General features: G+C 71.5%; 14 protein-coding genes. 4 read left to right on the top strand and 10 right to left on the bottom strand.

Going from position 1 to position 16,722, the window contains the following annotated elements:
• Nucleotides 1-2: 2 nt before the first annotated feature.
• Entirely contained in the window at nt 3-971 is a 969-nt protein-coding gene (locus AB0F04_RS20060) for a hypothetical protein (protein ID WP_362043281.1), read from the top strand.
• 205 nt (nt 972-1,176) lie between these two features.
• Here AB0F04_RS20060 and AB0F04_RS20055 read toward each other — a convergent pair whose 3' ends face one another.
• The 5 genes from AB0F04_RS20055 to AB0F04_RS20035 form a co-directional block, all read right to left on the bottom strand.
• The gene (locus tag AB0F04_RS20055; protein ID WP_362043280.1) at nt 1,177-2,337 is read right to left on the bottom strand and encodes a HoxN/HupN/NixA family nickel/cobalt transporter; all 1,161 of its coding nucleotides are present in this window, start codon (nt 2,335-2,337) and stop codon (nt 1,177-1,179) included.
• Nucleotides 2,321-3,223 carry a proteasome subunit beta gene (gene prcB / locus AB0F04_RS20050; RefSeq protein ID WP_362043278.1) on the bottom strand — a complete coding sequence of 301 codons (903 nt, stop codon included), beginning with the start codon at nt 3,221-3,223 and terminating at the stop codon, nt 2,321-2,323. The genes AB0F04_RS20055 and prcB overlap by 17 nt, the downstream gene beginning before the upstream one ends.
• Before the next feature lie 72 nt (nt 3,224-3,295).
• Nucleotides 3,296-4,774: a hypothetical protein gene (locus AB0F04_RS20045; protein ID WP_362043276.1), complete on the bottom strand. Its 1,479-nt coding sequence runs from the start codon at nt 4,772-4,774 to the stop codon at nt 3,296-3,298.
• A gap of 103 nt (nt 4,775-4,877) precedes the next feature.
• Entirely contained in the window at nt 4,878-7,232 is a 2,355-nt protein-coding gene (locus tag AB0F04_RS20040) for a glycosyl hydrolase family 65 protein (RefSeq protein ID WP_362043275.1), read from the bottom strand.
• On the bottom strand, nt 7,229-7,966 hold the full coding sequence (locus tag AB0F04_RS20035) for a beta-phosphoglucomutase family hydrolase (RefSeq protein WP_362043273.1): 738 nt from the start codon (nt 7,964-7,966) through the stop codon (nt 7,229-7,231). Before AB0F04_RS20035 ends, AB0F04_RS20040 begins: the two co-directional genes overlap by 4 nt.
• A gap of 117 nt (nt 7,967-8,083) precedes the next feature.
• Between AB0F04_RS20035 and AB0F04_RS20030 the strand changes: the two genes are divergently transcribed.
• The 3 genes from AB0F04_RS20030 (at nt 8,084) to AB0F04_RS20020 (ending at nt 10,099) form a co-directional block, all read left to right on the top strand.
• Nucleotides 8,084-8,740: a nucleoside/nucleotide kinase family protein gene (locus AB0F04_RS20030; RefSeq protein WP_362043271.1), complete on the top strand. Its 657-nt coding sequence runs from the start codon at nt 8,084-8,086 to the stop codon at nt 8,738-8,740.
• 136 nt (nt 8,741-8,876) lie between these two features.
• Nucleotides 8,877-9,413: a GNAT family N-acetyltransferase gene (locus tag AB0F04_RS20025; protein WP_362043269.1), complete on the top strand. Its 537-nt coding sequence runs from the start codon at nt 8,877-8,879 to the stop codon at nt 9,411-9,413.
• A gap of 5 nt (nt 9,414-9,418) precedes the next feature.
• Nucleotides 9,419-10,099 (top strand): maleylpyruvate isomerase family mycothiol-dependent enzyme, encoded by a 681-nt coding sequence (locus AB0F04_RS20020; RefSeq protein ID WP_362043267.1) that lies wholly within the window; start codon nt 9,419-9,421, stop codon nt 10,097-10,099.
• A gap of 85 nt (nt 10,100-10,184) precedes the next feature.
• Here AB0F04_RS20020 and AB0F04_RS20015 read toward each other — a convergent pair whose 3' ends face one another.
• The 5 genes from AB0F04_RS20015 to AB0F04_RS19995 form a co-directional block, all read right to left on the bottom strand.
• Nucleotides 10,185-11,903, bottom strand: coding sequence for a hypothetical protein (locus tag AB0F04_RS20015; protein ID WP_362043265.1), 1,719 nt, complete (start codon nt 11,901-11,903; stop codon nt 10,185-10,187).
• Between the two features lie 2 nt (nt 11,904-11,905).
• The gene (locus AB0F04_RS20010) at nt 11,906-12,808 is read right to left on the bottom strand and encodes a carbohydrate ABC transporter permease (protein ID WP_362043263.1); all 903 of its coding nucleotides are present in this window, start codon (nt 12,806-12,808) and stop codon (nt 11,906-11,908) included.
• Nucleotides 12,805-13,716 (bottom strand): sugar ABC transporter permease, encoded by a 912-nt coding sequence (locus tag AB0F04_RS20005; protein ID WP_362043262.1) that lies wholly within the window; start codon nt 13,714-13,716, stop codon nt 12,805-12,807. The genes AB0F04_RS20010 and AB0F04_RS20005 overlap by 4 nt, the downstream gene beginning before the upstream one ends.
• Nucleotides 13,717-13,833: 117 nt before the next feature.
• Complete coding sequence (locus tag AB0F04_RS20000; RefSeq protein ID WP_362043260.1) at nt 13,834-15,162, bottom strand: extracellular solute-binding protein; 1,329 nt, start codon at nt 15,160-15,162, stop codon at nt 13,834-13,836.
• 274 nt (nt 15,163-15,436) lie between these two features.
• Nucleotides 15,437-16,582, bottom strand: a complete 1,146-nt coding sequence (locus tag AB0F04_RS19995; protein ID WP_362043259.1) for an ROK family transcriptional regulator — start codon at nt 16,580-16,582, stop codon at nt 15,437-15,439.
• Nucleotides 16,583-16,722 lie beyond the last annotated feature (140 nt).

Here is a 16,722-nt window from a genome sequence, read left to right as displayed (position 1 = left end):
CGATGGCACGCGGTCTCAGACGCGGTTTCACTCCCGACTTCGACCCCGACTGCGGGGACACCGACCTCACCTCCGCCCGCCAGGACGTCGTGATCGGCCGCTGGCAGGGGCTGCGGGACCTGCTGGCCGCCACCGGCCACGACTGGACGGCCCGGGGGCACCGGATCCGGCAGCTCGCGCAGGTGTGCGCGGGCAGTTCGACGGTGGAGTCCTGGCTCTCGGCCGACGCCCACAGCGCCGACGCGCTGGTGCTGCGGGCGGCGACGGAGACCGCCCGCACCTTCAACGTGGCCATCGCGGCGGGGCGGGGCGTACCGATCGACCAGCACCGCGTGGACGCGGCGGTGCTGGCCTGCCTGACGGCGGCGGAGGCGCACCCGGAGGACCCGACGCCGTGGGTGTCGCTGATCTCGGTGGCGCGCCTGTACCCGAGGGGCGTGCGCCGACAGGAACTGGGGCGTTGGTGGGACGAGTTGCACGGCCGGGATCCCTACAGCGTCGAGGGGCACCTGCAGGTGCTGCACTACTACTCGGCGCGCTGGCACGGCACGCACGGCCTGATGTACGACTTCGCGCGGGACGCGGCCGGAGTGGCGCCGCCCGGCTGTCCGCTGCCGGTGCTGGTGCAGTACGCCCGGGTCGAGGAGTACCGCTTCGCCCTGGACGCGGCGCAGGGCAGGCACTCCGCCGTGGGCCTGTCCCAGCACTGGAGTCACGACGGCGCGGCGAGCGACCTGCGGCGGACCTGGCAGCGCTGGGTGATGGGCCGAAGGGAGACCGGCATCGCTCCCGGTGAGCTCCGTGACTTCAACTACCTGGCCCACGCGGCCTGTTCCGCGGGCGCCACGGACATCGCGGGTGTCCTGCTGGGCATGCTGGGGCCCCGTGCGACGCGCACGCCGTGGTCGTACACCGGTGATGCGGAGAAACAGATCACCAAGTGGCGCAAGGAGCTGCGGCTGGGGGCGTGAGCACCTGGCCGCAGTCTCCCCGCCGGGAGGGTGACATGGCTGATGACGGCGGGTACGAGGACGGCGACGTGGCCAGGGAGGCCGCGCGCCCGCCGGGTCGCCTGGACCGGGATGTCCGTGGTGACGTGCCTGTTCGGCGCGGGCGTGCTCGCGGTGGCCGCCGTCGGCCTTGCGGTGATCCTCGCGCTCGCCCATGCCATGGCCGTCATGACCTGACGCCGCCCTCCGGCCCCGCCAGGTCCCCCGACCACTTCTCCTCGATGCGTCCGACCCTCCACACCACCAGCGCCACCACCCAGGTGGCGAGGAACAGGGCGACGACGACGTAGCCGAGGACGTTGAGGTCGAGGCCGGAGATCCAGTCCCAGAAGGGACCGTGCAGGCCGAGTCGTCCGGCGAGGAGGCCGAGGAGTTCGGCCGTGCCGATGAGCAGGGCCACGGCGACGGACAGGCCGGTGACGGTGAGGTTGTAGTAGACCTTGCGGACGGGCTTGGAGAAGGCCCAGCCGTAGGCGAAGTTCATGAACGAGCCGTCGACGGTGTCGAGGAGGCACATGCCCGCGGCGAACAGGATGGGCAGGCACAGGATCGCGTACCAGGGCAGTCCGGATGCGGCGCCGGAGCCGGCCAGGACGAGCAGGGCGATCTCGGTGGCGGTGTCGAAGCCGAGGCCGAACAGCAGGCCGAGCGGGTACATGTGCCAGGGCCTGGAGACCGACTTCATGACCCGGCCCAGCAGGCGGTTCATGAACCCGCGGTTGTTCAGCTGCTCCTCCAGTGCGGCCTCGTCGTAGCGGCCCGAGCGCATGGCGCGGAACACCTTCCAGATGCCGGCCAGGACGACGAGGTTGACGGCCGCGATGAGGTAGAGGAACGTGCCGGAGACGGTCGTGCCGATCAGGCCGGTGACGTCGTGCAGGGCGGAGCCGTCCTCACGGACCGGCCCGGCCAGGGTCTTCACCCCGAGGGTGAGCAGGAAGGCCAGGGCGAAGACGACGCTGGAATGGCCGAGGGAGAACCAGAAGCCCACGGACAACGGCCGCTGCCCCTCTCCCATCAGCTTGCGGGTGGTGTTGTCGATGGCGGCGATGTGGTCGGCGTCGAAGGCGTGCCGCATGCCGAGCGTGTACGCGATGACGCCGATGCCGATGCCGAAGGTCTGCGATCCGATGGCGTGGTGCTCCGGGGCGACGACCTCGACGAGGGTGAACCAGCCGATCAGATGCAGGGCCAGGATGAAGGCCGCCATCCCCCCGGCCCTGGCCCACTCCCGCCGCGTCATGGACGTGCGGACGCGGTGCCAGGCCGTGCGCTGGGCGGGGGCCGGGGCGGGGAGGGGCGGAGTGGACTCAGGGGCGGCCGTCATCGGGGGGAAGGTCTTTCTGTCGGACGGACGGCTGCGGTGAACAGCCTCGTGCCATCCTGCTGTACCTGCAAGTGGTGTGCAGTAAAGCCGGTGACAGGTCTTGTCCATGGAACCGAAAACTCCGCCGGACCGGCGCCGGGCGGTCGAGCCGGCCGGGTGCCTCCAAAATGCGACTGGTGAGGTCGGGACCGCCGGTCGCCGAGTCGTCGTCCGCCGCGTCGTACAGCGCCTGCAGGGCCGCCAGAGCCGCCTCGCGGCGGGACATCCCCGGGCGGTACAGCTTCTTCGGCGCGCCCCGGGCGTAGGGCGATCCGGAGCCCTCCGCGTGGAAGCCGGACTTCTCGTAGCGGCCGCCGGCGACGTCGAAGGGGAAGATGCGGCCCTGCTGCCCCTCGGGGGCCGCGGGGTCGTAGCCGGCGAGCAGCGGGACGACCGCGAGGCCCTGCATGGCCTGGCCCAGGTTGTCGCGGATCATGGTGGCCAGCCGGGTCGCCTTCGCGGCGAGGGTCATGGGGATGCCCTCGATCTTCTCGAAGTGCGCCAGCTCGACCTGGTACAGCCTCACCAGGTCCACCGCGAGCCCGACCGTGCCCGCGAAGGCGACCGCGCAGTGGTCGTCCGCGGGGTGCACCTTCTCCAGGTCGCGCTGGGCGATCAGGTTGCCCATCGTCGCCCACCGGTCGCCCGCGATCAGTACGCCGTCCCGGTGGGTGAGGGCCAGTACGGTCGTGCCGTGCGGGGCGCCCTCGGCGCGGACACCGTGCGGCAGGACGCGGCGGGTGCTCAGCAGCTCGGGGCGGTGGGCCGCCAGGAAGTCGGTGAAGGACGAACAGCCCGGGGTGAAGAACTCCTCGCCCAGCCTGCCCTCGTGCTCGCTCGCCGTCATGCCGTTCCCCCCTCAGTGACCGTCAACCCGACTCCTGCCTGAGCCGGACGGGCCGGAAACGCGATCGGGGGGTCAGCGGCGCGGTGCCACGCGGACGTCCAGGTCCGAGATCCGGTGGACGGGCCAGGACCGCGCGTAGCGGGGCGGCGTGCCGCCGGCCGGTGCCAGGTGGGCGACCGGGCGACGCTCCGCGGTGCGCAGGATGTCCGCCGCGGTGGTGTTCTCGTTGTTCCCGGACGTCGCCCCCGAGGAGCAGCCGGTGTAGTAGCCGATCGGGATGGCCTCGTGGCCGGTGAGCAGACAGGGGCTGCGGACACCGAGCCGGTGCAGGGCGTCGGCGGTGCGGCCCCAGTCACGGCGGCTCTCGGTGTTGCGGGAGACGGCACCGTCCAGCACGGCGAGCTGCGCCGCGAGATGCCCGGCCAGGGCGAGCGCGACGAGCGGGGCGGTCACCGGGCGCCAGGCTCCGCCCGGCGTTCTGAGCAGGTGCCACAGGGCGTCGGCGACCGGGATCGCGAGCAGCGCGTAGGCGGGCTGGAGGAAACGGGGCGCCGCGTAGCCGATCATGAAGAGGTACGGCAGCGCGGCCGTGGCCGCGCAGGCCAACGGGACGAGGGTCCGCTCCAGACGCCGGGCCCGGCCCGCGACGGCCACTCCGAGACCGGCGAGGACCGGCAGGGCGAACCACCAGACGGTGACCAGGGGGCTGGGCATCGGCCCGGTGCACGGCCGGCACAGGGCCCGTCCGCCCAGACTGCGCAGCTGGTCGTCGACGGCGATCCGCCAGCCCAGTCCGCCCTGGATCCGGGAGGCCTCAGCGAGCCGCTCGCCCAGCCCGCCATAGCTCACGTACGCCTCGATCACCCAGGGCACCGCGCCCGCAGCGAGGCCTGCCGAGAGGACGAGGAGGATGCGCCGGTGCCGGCGCACCAGGGCGAGGACGAGCAGGGGCACGGCCAGGTACGCCGCGTCGGTGGGACGCATCCACGCCATGAGCGCGGCACCGGCTCCCAGGCCCCACAGGAGCGCCGGAGAGGAACGTTCGGTCCGCGCTCGGAGGAAGCAGCCGACGCTGATCAGGGCGCCGATCGCGACCCAGTAGTTGGGCATGGCCTGCGGGCCGTAGAAGAGGGTCATCCACAGCGAGGCGAAGAGGGCACCGGCGACGACCAGGACGCGGGCCGGGAACAGACCCCGCCAGGAACGCAGGGCCAGGTAGAGGGCGAGGCCCGACAGCAGGGCGAGATAGACGCGCAGCAGCGGGACGGACGACGACCAGGACGCGACGGGTGCGACCAGCAGCGAGACGCCGCGGGAGCGGGGGGCGCTGAAGAAGGCCGCGGGGTGGTGGGAGGTGACCTGGCTGACGTAGACGATCTCGTCCCAGCCGAGGCCCAGGACGGGCCGGACGAGGACGAGCTGCGCGAGGACGAAGACGGCGGCCAGGACGGCGAGCGGCCTGTTGCCGCGCGCCGTGAAGACGGTGCGCGGCCCGGCCGCCTGTTCGCGTCTGCGCCTGCGGACGAGGATGGCGTTCGCGCCACCAGGCATGTTCCGCCCCTTACCCCGATGATCGGAAAACATGATCAAGCTAACCCGCGGGGCGGGGAGGTGCAGGGCGGAACTCGGCCATGTGCCTGACTCGTGGCGCGAATCAGCGGGCGTGCGGGGCCCGGTGCGGGGGCTGGCTCGGGGCCGGGCGGTGGGTCGGCTCGGGGATCGGCCGGGAGACGGGGGCGTCCTCGCTCACCGTGAGCTCGGTGCCGTGGTGCCGGATGGTCAGGGGCGTGCCGGAGTTCAGCGTGTAGGTGGCCTGGTCGGCGGTCAGTTCCACGCGCAGGCACCGGTCGAGGAAACCCACCGTGAAGGCGAGCCTGCTGTACCGCCCGGGCAGGCGGGGCGCGAACCGCAGCGCGCCGTCGCTGCACCGCATGCCGCCGAACCCGGCGACCAGCGCCATCCAGGTGCCGGCCAGCGAGGCGATGTGCAGTCCGTCGCGAGTGTTGTGCTCCAGGTCGCCGAGGTCCATGAGCGCCGCTTCGGCCGTGTAGTCGGCGGCCAGGTCGAGGTGGCCGGAGCGGGCCGCCATCACGGCCTGGACGCAGGCGGACAAGGAGGAGTCGCGGACGGTCAGCGGCTCGTAGTAGGCGAAGTTGCGGGCGATCTGCTCCTCGTCGAAGTACTCCTCGAAGAAGGCGCCGCAGGTGTACATCGCCAGCACCAGGTCCGCCTGCTTGATCACCTGCTTGCGGTACAGGTCGAAGTAGGGGAAGTGCAGCATCAGGGGGTACTGGCCCGGGCCGGTGCGGTCGAAGTCCCAGCGCTGGTGGCGGGTGAAGCCGGCGTGCTGCTCGTGCACGCCGAGTTCGTCGTTGTAGGGGACGTTCATGGCCTCGGCGGCGTCCCGCCAGGCGGCCCTCTCCTCCTCGTCGGCGCCGAGCCGCGCTGCCTCGTCGGGATGGCGCTTGCACGCGTCGGCGGCGGCCAGCAGGTTCGCCCGGGCCATGAGGTTGGTGTACGTGTTGTCGTCGGCGATGGCACTGTACTCGTCCGGCCCGGTGACGCCGTCGATGTGGAAGACGCCCCGGTCGTCGTGGTGACCGAGGGAGCGCCACAGACGGGCGGTCTCCACCAGCAGCTCCACGCCGACCTCGCGTTCGAACGTCTCGTCGCCGGTGACGGCCACGTACCGCACGACGGCGTCGGCGATGTCGGCGCCGACGTGGAAGGCCGCCGTGCCGGCCGGCCAGTACGCGGAGCCCTCCGAGCCCGCGATGGTGCGCCAGGGGAACGCGGCGCCGCGCAGGCCGAGTTGGGTGGCGCGTTCCCGGGCGGCGGGCAATGTGTCGAGGCGCCAGCGCAGGGCCTCGGCGGCGGACTTCGGCGCGGTGTAGGTCAGCAGCGGCAGCACGAACGCCTCGGTGTCCCAGAAGGCGTGGCCGTCGTAGCCGGAGCCGGTGAGTCCCTTGGCGGGGATGGCGCGCTGTTCGGCGCGGGCACCCGCCTGGAGGACGTGGAAGAGGGCGAAGCGGACGGCCTGCTGGATCTCCTCGTCGCCGTCGATCTCGACATCGGCGCGCGCCCAGAAGCCGTCGAGGTAGGCCCGCTGGTCCTCCAGCAGTCCCTGCCAGCCGCTGTGCCCGGCCGCGGCGAGGGCCGCCTCGACCTGGTCGCTCATCGCGGGCCGGGAGCGCACACCGGACCAGCCGTGCGCGACCAGCTTCTCCACGCGCAACCGCTCCCCCGGCTCCAGGACGGAGGTGATGGTCAGCCGGGCCACGTCCACGTTGCTCTCGCTGCTCGTGGTGGTCCGTTCGGGCCCGTCGACGGTGTGGTCGGCGGCCACGGCGACCCTCAGGCCACTGCGGCGGGTGCGGTGGACCAGGCGCAGCCTGCCGCCCTCGGCCAGGTCCTCCTCCGGCTCCAGCGGCGATTTCAGTGCCTTGGCGGCACGCGGGTCGCCGTCCGGCTCGGGCAGGCTCTCGTTGGCCACGAGTTCCGACTGGACGACCACGCGGGTCCGGCTGTCGACGGGCTCCACCTCGTACGCCACGGCGGCTATCGCGCGCTGGGTGAGGGACACCAGGCGGGTGGAGCGCACCCGGACGGTCGAGCCGGCCGGTGAGGTCCATTCGCAGACCCGCTCCAGGACGCCCCGCCGCAGGTCGAGGGTCCGCTCGTGGGTGACGAGCCGCCCGTAGCGCAGGTCGAACGGCTCGTCGTCGACGAGCAGGCGCAGCACCTTGCCGTTGGTGACGTTGATGGAGGTCTGGCCGGACTCGGGATAGCCGTAGCCGGCCTCGGCGTACGGCAGCGGGTGCAGTTCGTGGACGCCGTTGAGGTAGGAGCCGGGCAGGCCGTGGGGTTCGCCCTCGTCGAGGTTGCCGCGCCAGCCGACGTGGCCGTTGGACAGGGCGAACACGGACTCGCTCTGTGCCAGGACGTCGAGGTTGAGCTCCGTCTCGCGCACCGTCCAGGGCTCGACGTTGTACGCCCGCTGTGCGATCACCGCGTGTCCCCCAGTTCGGCGAGGTCCTGCACCACGATGTCGGCGCCGTGCCGGTACAGCGCGTCGCTCTGCCCGACCCGGTCGACTCCGACGACGTATCCGAAGCGCCCCGCGCGGCCCGCGTCCATGCCGGCCAGGGCGTCCTCGAAGACGGCCGCTTCCGAGGGCTGGACGCCGAGGTCCTCGGCCGCGGCCAGGAACGTGTCGGGCTGCGGCTTGCCGGGCAGCTTGCGCTCGGCGGCGACGACGCCGTCGATGCGGACGTCGAAGAAGTGCTCGGCGCCGATCGAGCGGAGCACGTCACGGCAGTTGGCGCTGGAGGAGACGATCGCGGTGCTGAGCCCGTGGGCGCGGACGGCCTCCAGATAGCGCAGGGTGCCCTCGTAGGCCTCGACGCCCTCGGTGCGGATCTTCTCGAGGACGAGCTCGTTCTTGCGGTTGCCGAGCCCGTGCACGGTTCCGGCGCCGGGTGGGTCGTCGGGGTCGCCGTCGGGCAGGTCGATGCCGCGGGAGGCGAGGAAGGTGCGCACCCCGTCGGCGCGTGGCCGCCCGTCGACGTACTCGTCGTAGTCCGCCGCCTCGAAGGGCCGGAAATCCGCGCCGTCGCGCTCACGCAGGAAGGCGTCGAACATCTTCTTCCACGCGGCCGCGTGCACGACGGCCGTCTTGGTGACGACGCCGTCGAGGTCGAACAGACAGGCATGGATGCTTTCGGGAAGACCGAGCTGCGTCATACAGGACCGGTTCCCCTCGCGGAGATGTTCCAGTGAGTGGCGCACGCCACACGCCGGGGGCGCGAGGGGGCGGGGCGCCCGGCGTCCGCATCCGCTGCCGGGTGACAGACTCTCCCTGTGCCGCTCACCTTCGACGACCTCCTCCAGCGTGCCCGGGCCCTGCCCCGGGGCGGCCGTCGCGCGATCCTCGGGATCGCGGGCAGCCCCGGGGCGGGCAAGTCGACGCTCGCCGAGCATCTGGTGCGGGAGTTGAACGGCACCGGTGCCCCATGGGTCGCGCACCTCCCCATGGACGGCTTCCACCTCGCCGACGCCGAACTGGAGCGCCTCGGCCTGCGGGACCGCAAGGGCGCGCCCGAGACGTTCGACGCGGCCGGGTACGCGGCCTTGCTGACACGGCTGCGCGAGGAGGCCGGCGACGACGTCGTCTACGCGCCCGGCTTCGAACGGGGCCTGGAGCAGCCGATCGCGGGCGCGATCCCGGTGCTCCCGACGGCCCGTCTGGTCGTCACCGAGGGCAACTACCTTCTGCTGGGCACCGGTTCGTGGTCGCGTGTGCGTCCCCTCGTCGACGAGGTGTGGTTCTGCGAGCTGCCCGAGCGCGTGCGCGTCCGCCGTCTGGTGGCCCGCCACGAGCGGTTCGGCAAGACACACGAGGAGGCGGAGGCGTGGGTGTCACGCTCGGACGAGCGCAACGCCGAACTGGTCGCGTCGACCCGGGGGCGGGCTGACTTGGTGGTGCCGGAGTCGGCGATGCCACGTGTGCGCGCCTGAACGCGCTCAGGCGTCCAGGCCCGCGGCGGCGCCGACGAGCGCGACGACGGAGGGTGGACGTCCCTCCGGTTCACCGACCTGACGCGTTCCGGCAAGCGGTTTCCGGGCATCTCGGCGATGGGGCATGATCTGCCGCATGATCAGAGCCGCCACCCCGGACGACATCCCCGAGATCCGCACGATGATTCGCGAACTCGCCGCGTACGAAAGGGCGGTGGAGCAGGCACGGGCCACCGAGGGGCAGCTGCGCGAGGCTCTGTTCGGTGAGCACCCGGCCGCCTTCGCCCTGATCGCCGAGGATGACGGCAGGGGTGACATCATGGGCTTCGCCCTGTGGTTCCCGCGTTTCTCGACCTGGACGGGCACCCGCGGCATGCACCTGGAGGACCTCTACGTCCGTCCGCACGCTCGCGGCGCGGGCCACGGCAAGGCCCTGCTCGCCGCCCTCGCCGCGATCTGCCGGCGCAACGGGTACGACCGCTTCGAGTGGTGGGTCCTGGCATGGAACACGCCGACGATCGACTTCTACACGTCGCTCGGGGTGGAGTTCATGGACGAGTGGAAGGTGTGCAGGCTCAGCGGTGATCCCCTCCGGGGGCTCGCGGCGCAGGCACCGCCCGTCCGCAACCCGGCCGCCGACGCGCAGGAGGGAAATTCGCGCGCCCCCCTGTGACCGAGGTGATCAGAGCTCACGCCGTGCCGGCCCGGCTCGCCGCCCCGCTCGACGACGAGCAGGTCCGTGCGGCGTCCGCCCTTCCCGGCTGGTCTCGGGGGCACGTGCCGGCCCACCTCACCGACAACGCCCGGATGTTCGCGCGTCTCGCGGAGCACGCCCTGCGCGGGGAACTCGTGCCGGCCCACGACGGCGGCACCGAGGAGCGGAACGCGATCATCGAGGCCGGCGCGGGCCGAAGTGCCGCCGGGCACCGTGCCGCACTCGCCGCCCGTTCGGCGGAACTGGAGTCGGTCCGGACCCGCTTCACCGATGCCGACTGGGACCGGCCCGTGACGTTCCGGGACGCGGACGTCACGGCGACGGTCCACGCCCGCAGGCGCGAAGTGTGGATCCACAGGGTCGACCTGGACCTCGGCGTACGGCCGGGGCACTGGCCTGAGGAACTGGCCTGCCACGCCATCGACTTCCTGCTGTGCCGGCTGCCGGCGGGCACTCGCGTGCGCGCCCGGGACGTGCGGGGGGAATGGGCCCGCGACGGCGGGCCGGACCCGGTCGTCACCGGGCGGGTGCGCGACCTGGCCGCCTGGATGGCGGGGCGCCTCCCCGCCACCCTGCCCGTCGCGACGGAGGGGCTTCCCGTCCTGGGGCCATGGCCGCCGCACCCTCCCGGAAGCCGCCGCTGAGCGGTGCAGCGGCGTCCGGCCGGTGAGGGGTGTGCGCCGGGGGCAGCCCGCCGTGGCCGGGGGGCCACGGCGTCGGTCGTCCGAGTCAGACGGCAGGTGCCGACCGGTGGGCGCGCAGGGCGACAGTCAGGGTGTGCGGGCCGAGTCCGCCGAGGTAGATGCGGTTCCCGGTCGTCGCGTCGGTGCCGCCGACGACGGTGTAGTCCTGCCCCGGGTCGTACTGCAGCACCTCGCTCCGGTCGGGCCCGGCCAGCGGTTCACCTGCCTGGACGTCGGCCTCGATCCGGATCCCGTCGGCACCGGCCCGGTAGGTCACCGGCCCGGTCCCCAGGCACCAGCGCCCGTCGCCGATCGGTACGGCACCCTCGGGCACGCCGCCCGGCCGGAAGGTCAGTTCCAGGGCCCAGGGCACCCGTGGTCCGCTGATGTCGATCCGCAGGTCGGCGCCGTCCTCCCGCAGGTCGACCTCGACGCGGGTCGTGTGGGATACCTCGTCGCGGGGCCGGTCCGCGAAGGCCATCGCGGCCGAGAAACGTCCCTCGTCCGCCATCCGGTAGGCGGCGTCGTCCCGACGTTCACCCGGCGGGAGCGGCTGGTAGTAGGCGGCCGTGAGGGTTTCGGTGAGCCGGTACCGGTGGTCGGCGGCCTGTCGCATGTCGGCGGCGCGGAACGGGCCCAGGTCGAAGAAGCCCCGCGAGAGGCGGACCGAGTCCAGGACCGCGTCGCCGGCGAACAGGCGCAGGAAGGTGGGGTTGCAGGCGAGACCCGAACGGATGCGCCGGTGCTCGGGCACGTCGGAGCCGCCGTACACCACCGTGTGCGCGGTGGCCGTGGCGCGTGCGGCGAGGCGCGCGGTGGTGAGGTACCGGTCACGCGGCAGGGGCTCCGCGGCCGGGGGCGGCAGCACGCGGCACAGGTCCGGGGTGAGGAGGGTCTCGGCGAGCAGGTCGGGGTCGTCGATGCCGCCCGCGGCGGCCAGCGTCGCCGCCCGGCTGAGATCGCCCCGGCCGGTGCGGATCGCGAGCAGCCGGTAGTGCGGCAGGTAGGGCGCCAGCGGGAACGGGTGGTTCTGGTCCTGCCGACGCGAGTGGACGGTCTCCACCGTGCCGTCCGGCCTGAGGAGGTCCAGGGTGGTGGTGAGGTTCCGTTCCACGGCGTCCAGCAGGTCGGCACGGCCGAGGACACCGGCCAGCAGCAGCAGCGAGGGGTTGGAGACGTACGCCGCGTAGTTGGCGCTGCGTTCCGAGTACAGGCCCTCCGCGTCGATGTCGACGCCCTCGGCGAGCCACTCCTCGATGCGGTCGAGCAGCCGGTCGTCGGGGAACGACCGGTGCAGCCGGGCCAGCGCGGCGCACAGCTCCCAGCGGTGGTTCGGGGTGTGCACCCCGCCGGTCAGGAGACTGCCGGAGGCGGCGCGGGCGATCTCGGCGAGCGCGGCCGTGACGTCGCGCAGCTCCGGTCCCCCGCCGGCGGCCAGGACGTGCGCGTCGCACACGTCGTTGACGGTGAACGCGGAGTCCGGCGGGGACTGCACGTTGTCGCCGCCGGCGAAGAGGCCGGTGGCCGTCTGCGCGGCCCGCAGGGCTCGCAGGTGGGTCGTCGCGGCGGCGACGGCCTGCCCGCTGCCGTGCAGCGCCGAATCCGGGGACCGGTACGCGGCGATCAGGGTCTTCACCCGGCGTGCCAGGGCGCGGTGGGGCACACCTGCGGGTTCCTCGTCGGGGCGGGCGGCCAGCGGGGCGGCGAGCCGGTCGGCGGCGGCCGCCGCCGACCGGACGAACTCGTGGTCGAGCGGGGTGGGCAAGGTCAGTCCTTCAGTCCGGCGTTGATGTCGGCGCCCATGACGTAGCGCTGGAAGACCAGGAAGACGGCGATCAGGGGGATCATGGAGATGACCGACGCGCCGAGCAGGACCGACCAGTTGATGTTCTGGGCGCCGACGATGCTCTGGATACCGATCTGCACGGTGAACTTGTTGGGGTCGTTGAGCATCAGCAGCGGCCAGATGTAGTCGTTCCAGCGCCACTGGAAGGACAGGATGGCCAGGGTCAGCATGATGGGCCGGGAGATCGGCACCATGATCCGCAGGAAGATCGACAGTTCACGGGCGCCGTCGATGCGCGCGGCTTCCACGAGCTCGTCGGGCACCGTCAGGAAGAACTGGCGGAACATGAAGCATCCGGTCGCGGTGAGCACGGCCGGGAGGATGATGCCGGCGAACGAGTTGTAGAGGCCGAGGTTGCGGACCACCAGGAACTCAGGGGCGAGCATGACCTCGCCCGGCAGCATCGTGGTGGCCAGGATGCAGAGGAAGAAGGCCTTGAGCCACCGGTTGTCGTACTTGGCCAGCGCGTACCCGGTGCAGCAGCTGACGCCCACCGTGAGGATCGTCGTGATCACGCAGACGATGGCCGTGTTGAGGAAGTACTGGGAGAAGTTGGCGCTGTCCCACGCCGCCTTGAAGCCCGTCAGGGTGGGGTTGTCCGGGACCAGCGTCAGCGGATAGGAGAACAGGTCGCTGGCCGGCTTGAAGGAGCTGAGGATGAACCACAGCACCGGGACCCCGTAGAGGCACGCCAGGATCCACAGCAGAGTCGTCGCGGGCACCGCCCGCCGGAGCCCGCCGCCGGCCGCGTTGCGGGGTGGCTTCTTGGACACGTGCTGTTTGGCGTCGGCGTCGAGCGGGCGGGGCATGTCTGTGGTTGTCATCGGTTCTCCACCCGCCGGTTGACGATCAGCTGGATGATCGCGACGGCCATCAGGATGAGCATGAGCACGAACGACGCGGCGCTCGCGTAGCCGATCTGGCCCCGTTTGAAGCCGGTCTCGTAGATGTACTGGACGAGCAGGTTGTTCGAGGTTCCGGGTCCGCCGTTGTTGAGGGCGACGAACACCGGGTATTCCTTCATCGCGTTGATCGTGTTGAGCAGGATGACGATGAACGAGGTGGGCGCGATGCTCGGCAGCGTGATGCTGACGAACTTGCGCCACGGACCGGCTCCGTCGAGCTCGGCCGCCTCGTAGTACGACACCGGGACGTTCTTGATCGCCGCGATGAACAGCAGCATCGTGAAGCCGGTCCAGGCCCAGGCCGCTGCCATCACCACCACCAGCAGCGACAGGTCCGCGTTCGACTGCCACGGAACGGCGTCTCCGCCGAACTTCTCGATGACGTAGTTGACGAGTCCGAAGTTCTCACCGAACATCCACCGCCACAGGACGCCCACGACGATGGGCGACAGCAGCCACGGGATGAAGAAGATGACGCGGGCGACCGAGGAGCCCTTGGCGTGCTTGTTCACCACCAGGTTGGCGGCGAGCAGCGAGAGCGCGAAGTTCAGCGGGACGAAGAGGACGGTGTACAGCAGCGTTCGGCTCAGCGCGTCGTAGAACGTGGAGTCCCCGAACAGGTTGTCGTAGTTGTCCAGTCCGACCCACTGGAACACCCCCACGCCCGTGTAGTTCGTGAAGGAGTAGACAAGTCCGATCACCGCAGGCCAGACGAAGAACAGCGCGAAGAGCACGACATTGGCCGCGATGAGGACGAGCGGCGCAAGAGTGTACTTACTGCGTTTCCTGGGCGGGCTCGCGGACACGGCCGAGGCGTGTGTGGTCATCTTCCTGACTCCGTGCTGGTGGAAGGGATTGCAGGTGGGCTCACGCCGTGAGCCCGGATCGCGGGGCGTGCCGAGGGCCGGGCGGCGGGTCTCACCCCCGCCGCCCGGCCCCGCGGCCTACGATCCGCCGCCGACCTGCTGGTTGTAGCCGGCCACGATGTTCTCCAGGGCCTTGTCGGGCGACTGCTGGCCGTTGATCGCCTTGCCGAGCTCCGTCTTGGTCGGGTCCTCGGTGAGGCTCTTGCCCTTCAGCACCCACTGCGTCTGCGCGCCGTTGAAGTAGCCGGAGATCGGGGCGTAGAGCGGGATCGACTCGTTGTACAGCTTGAACGCCGCCTGCGCCGCCTCGGACTTGAAGGGGTACTTCGGGTTCAGGCCGTTCTCGACCGGCAGGAAGCCGGAGGCCTCGCACAGCACGCGGTAGTTGTCCGGCTCGTAGACCCAGGACAGGAACTTCTGCGTGGCGGTGGCCGCGTCACCGTTGTTGTTGAAGCCGACCATCAGGCCGCCGCTGTTGACGTCGCTGGCCTGCACCGGCTGGGCGGGGGTCGGGACGCTGGCCCAGTCGAACTTCTTGATGCTCTCGGAGAAGGCGGCGACCTGCCACACACCGGACCAGTAGGCGACCACGTCACCGCTCTGGAACATGGCGGACGGGTCGGCGCCGCTGGTCCACACCGACTTCGGCATGGTCTTGTTGTCGTTCCACCCGACGAAGGTGTTCACGGCCTTCTTGGTGGCCGCGTCCACCGAGAACTTGCCGGAGGAGTCCGCGTGGACGTACTTCCCGCCCATCTCGTAGACCATGGCGCGCAGCCGGGACGGCGACTGGTCGAAGGTCAGGGAGTACTTGGCGCCGGTCTTCTCGCGGACCTTGTTCGCCGCCTCGATGAACTCGGTCCAGGTCCAGGTCTTCTGGGGCGAGGTCGGGAAGGAGACGCCGGCCTTCTTGAAGAGCGACTTGTTGATGAACATGCCGGACGCGGTGACGTCCGAGGGGATGGCCAGCACCTTGCCGGACGAGTCCTTGGCGAGGAAGTTGGTGTTGATCTTGTTGCTCTTCTTGTCGGCGATGGACTTGAGGTCGATCAGCTTGCTCGACCAGATCGGGTCCAGCGCCGGCACGGCCGCCACGTCGGGCAGAGAGTTCGCCTGGGCGGCGTTGTGCAGCTTCGTCGTGTAGCCGTCGTAGGGGATGTTGACGAGCTTGACGGTGACGCCGGTGTCCTTCTTGTACTGCGACACCATCTTCTTCCAGCCCGCGTCCTGCCCCGGAACCGTGGAGATCCAGAACGTCAGCGACTTGGACGTGCCGCCCGAGTCGGACCCCGACCCGCAGGCGGTGAGCAGAAGGGCACCTGCCGTGGCCACGGCAGCGAGGGGAACCACGCGGCGTATACCGCCGCGGCCGAGTCGGCGGGAGCGCCGCACACCCACACTGATCATCTTCGATCCCTTTTCTTCGTAGCGGAAGAAGCACGGCGCCAGCCGAGGCGGCACGGGTGCATTTTGCAGGAAATTTCGCTTTCTAGGGGCGCGGCCTCGCCCGGCCGCGTCGCCTTGACGGGTGGGGTCCCCGGCCATGACGGCCGGCGTCGCACAAGCACGCCCTCGTGCGGCTGCCGTACTTCGCGTACGGGCGGGAGGCTCACCCGGAGTCGGCGTCCCGGCCGACTCAGAAAGCGCTTGTCCGGACATTGGCACGACGAGTCGGAGGCCGTCAATCCTTCGCCCCGGCGACCTCGGTCACGGTTTGGACTCCTCGGGAAACCGCGAGCCTGGCGGCGCCCACGACGGTACCGAGATCGCCGACCGTGCTGCTGACGACTTCGGTGGGCCAGCTCAGCCGGGCGAGCTCGGCCCGGACACCGTGCAGGAGCTGCGGGTACGCGCCGGTGCTGCCCCCCAGCACGACCAGCCCCGGATCCAGTACCGCGGTCACGGCGGCGGCCAGCCGGCCCACGTCCACGGCATGGCGGTCGACCACGGCCCGGGCGGCGGCACGGCCCTGTCCGGCGAGGGCGAAGAGCTCCTCGACGGTGCCGGGGCACGGCCCGTCGGTGCCCGGCCAGGCCTCGGCAGCGCGCCGCAGCAGGGAACGCGAGCCGATGTACTCCTCCAGGGCCTCGTGACGGGGCTCGCGTCCGTCGTCCCACGGATAGGGAATCCGGGCCAGCTCACCTGCGGCACCGTTCGCCCCCCGCAGCACCTGGCCGCCGACGACGATGCCGAGGCCGATGCCGACGCCGATCCGCAGGTAGCCGAAGATGTTCCGGCCCCGGGCGGCACCTTCGTGCAGCTCGGCGAGGGCGGCGCAGTTGACGTTGTTCTCCAGGTGGACGGGGACGCCCGGCGGCAGCGCGACGGTCACGGCGTCGAAGACCGGACCGGCCTTTGCGGTCGCCGGACGCATGCCGGCACCCTCCTCGCGCGGCGCGGTGACGTCACCGACGGCGACGACGATGGTCCGCAGCGGGGCGCCGGCGGGCAGCGCGTCGAGCGCCTCGCGCACGACGTCGGCGGCGCCCTCCCGGGGCCCGGTGGCCTCGGCGAGCAGCGTGCCGTCCAGGGCGCAGCCGCGGACCCGGGTGAGGGCGGGGCCGAGGTCGACGGCGAGCACGGCCCCCGCGGCCGGCCCGAGACGGTAGACGGCGGCATTGCGCCCCGTGCCGCTGGAGGCGGTGCCGGAGTGGGCGGCGAGCCGGACGCTCTCCAGTTCCGCGACGGCGGAGGACACCGTCGGTTTGGACAGGCCCGCGAGGCTCGCGAGCTGGGGCCGGGTCGCATGGCCGGCCCCGGCCAGCACGGCGAACACCGCGGCCGCGCTCTCGGTCAGTCGGGGGGCTCTTGCCAGGTCTTGTTCCAACAGTTACCCCACACAGGTCACGGGCCGCTCTCCCCGGGGCGGTCGGCTTCGCGAACGGCTCCGTGGATGCGGCGATGGGATTCCTCTTGACGCACTGTACTTCGTTAGTTAACTTCCTAACGAACATCACGGTACTCGCC

The organism is Streptomyces sp. NPDC029041, from assembly GCF_040637515.1.
Classification (GTDB): Bacteria; Actinomycetota; Actinomycetes; order Streptomycetales; family Streptomycetaceae; genus Streptomyces.
This window is presented reverse-complemented; position numbering and strand designations above follow the sequence as displayed.

What these genes read in the sequence shown, in the direction of transcription:
- AB0F04_RS20010 (WP_362043263.1), bottom strand. Translation starts at nt 12,808, where the DNA reads ATGACAACCACAGACATGCCCCGCCCGCTCGACGCCGACGCCAAACAG.
- AB0F04_RS20060 (WP_362043281.1), top strand. Translation starts at nt 3, where the DNA reads ATGGCACGCGGTCTCAGACGCGGTTTCACTCCCGACTTCGACCCCGAC.
- AB0F04_RS20045 (WP_362043276.1), bottom strand. Translation starts at nt 4,774, where the DNA reads ATGCCTGGTGGCGCGAACGCCATCCTCGTCCGCAGGCGCAGACGCGAA.
- prcB (WP_362043278.1), bottom strand. Translation starts at nt 3,223, where the DNA reads ATGACGGCGAGCGAGCACGAGGGCAGGCTGGGCGAGGAGTTCTTCACC.
- AB0F04_RS20000 (WP_362043260.1), bottom strand. Translation starts at nt 15,162, where the DNA reads ATGATCAGTGTGGGTGTGCGGCGCTCCCGCCGACTCGGCCGCGGCGGT.
- AB0F04_RS20025 (WP_362043269.1), top strand. Translation starts at nt 8,877, where the DNA reads ATGATCAGAGCCGCCACCCCGGACGACATCCCCGAGATCCGCACGATG.
- AB0F04_RS20005 (WP_362043262.1), bottom strand. Translation starts at nt 13,716, where the DNA reads ATGACCACACACGCCTCGGCCGTGTCCGCGAGCCCGCCCAGGAAACGC.
- AB0F04_RS20055 (WP_362043280.1), bottom strand. Translation starts at nt 2,337, where the DNA reads ATGACGGCCGCCCCTGAGTCCACTCCGCCCCTCCCCGCCCCGGCCCCC.
- AB0F04_RS20035 (WP_362043273.1), bottom strand. Translation starts at nt 7,966, where the DNA reads ATGACGCAGCTCGGTCTTCCCGAAAGCATCCATGCCTGTCTGTTCGAC.